Here is a 1,629-nt window from a genome sequence, read left to right on the forward strand (position 1 = left end):
CATCGATACCGCTCTGATTCGCCACGGTGAAGGCGGCAGCGTATGCAGATGCCTGCGGTACGATACCGTTCAGGTGCGTGCCGGTGCCGTCACCGAACAGAATTTCCTGCTCTTCAACGTACTTCAGACCGTAGCGCAGTTCAGCGTCAATCGTCGACTGCAGCTGCGGCATGTCGTCCAGAATCTGCTTGGCGGCTTTGAACAGGTGAGCAATAGTGCGGACCGGTGTGATTTTTTCCGCAAAGGTGATCCCGCTGTACGGCTTGGTGGTGTTTTCAGCAACGGTCGCGGCATTATTGGTAAAGCCGGTCTGCTGCACCCAGTAGATCGTGTTGGATTCAGTGCGGCCCGGCGCAATCAGATCGCGGATAAACAGGCGTTGTTTAGGCTGCTGATCGATGCCCGGCAGGCGGTCAGGCGCTACAATCTGCCCCGGCACGTTGACGGACAGCAGAGCCGCCTTAACGGGGATGCTCAGGCGCTTATTGCCTTCAATGCTGGCTGAGAACGCCTTCAACGCTTCGGATGAAACTACCTGACCGCCCACGGTTTCGATAACGTTTTTTGCATTCGCCAGCGGCATCTGCGCAACATGCTGCTCCAGATCACCCAGCGCCGCCTTAAGCGTTTTTTCTGCTTCACGCATGGCGTTAAGCTCGCTCGCCATTTTATCGACCGCCGCTTTAGTTTCAGTTGACAGCGAACCAGATTTCCTGGCCTCAGTCAGTGCTTCTTCAGCCTTCGCGTTAAACTTGCCGCTGGCTTCGTTGATGCTGGCAGTAACCTGCTTGAGTACTTCATTCACTTCAGACATTTGTAATCCTCACTTGCCGAACGCGGCCAGCGCGTTTTTAAGTTGTGCCATATTTTCGGGGTTGATTTCGTCGGTAGCGCCCGGCATACCTTCATGGGTGGCAGCAGCGCCAGGCTTGCCGCCGGTTAATGCTTTAAGAAGTTTTCGACGCTCAGAGCGCGGCGCATCGGTTTTTGCCAGCATTGCGTCCAGCTTGCGCAGCGCAGCCGCCGGACTGTCGTCGCCATCAGAAATCTCATCTGCCGCCAGCAGGCGATCCGCAAAACCTTTTTCAACCGCATCGCTGCCACCGATATAGGTTTCAGCATTCATCATCGCGTCGATGGTGGCGGCATCCAGACCAGTACGCGCGCCATAGATATCGTTCATTGCCTTATCAAAAGGCACCATGTCGGCCGCAATCTGTTGCAGGTCGTGACGGTTGCCCATCGCATACACCCAGCAGTTATGGATCATCAGGAAAGCACCACGGCCAATCTGGACCTCATCACCGGCCATCGCGATAATCGAGGCAGCAGAAGCAGCGAGGCCCAGCACTTTAACGGTGACTTTCCCTTCGTATTCACGCAGCAGGTTGTAAATCGCCAGCCCTTCAAACATGTCGCCGCCGGGCGAATTGATATTCACCGTCACGTCAGCACCGCCGATTGAGCGGAGCGCCGCCGCGATGCGGCTGGCGGTCACGCCGTCGCCGTACCAGTCAGCGCCAATTACGTCGAACACGGAAATGCTGTTTTCATCACTCTTTGCGGCTTTGATACCGCCGTTCCAGCGCTCCATTGCAGAGGACGGCAGGTCGCGATTTTCGCGCGCAA

Annotated in this window: 2 protein-coding genes; both read right to left on the reverse strand. The window is 56.4% G+C overall.

Annotated features, from left to right (window positions below):
• A partial coding sequence (locus tag JS46_RS22680; RefSeq protein WP_033756076.1) for a phage major capsid protein occupies positions 1-814 on the reverse strand: 814 nt, incomplete at its 3' end.
• Between the two features lie 9 nt (positions 815-823).
• Positions 824-1,629: head maturation protease, ClpP-related (locus tag JS46_RS22685; protein ID WP_033756078.1), on the reverse strand; the 806-nt coding region annotated here is incomplete at its 5' end.

This window comes from Pantoea sp. NGS-ED-1003 (assembly GCF_000738765.1).
GTDB classification, from domain to species: Bacteria; Pseudomonadota; Gammaproteobacteria; order Enterobacterales; family Enterobacteriaceae; genus Pantoea; species Pantoea septica.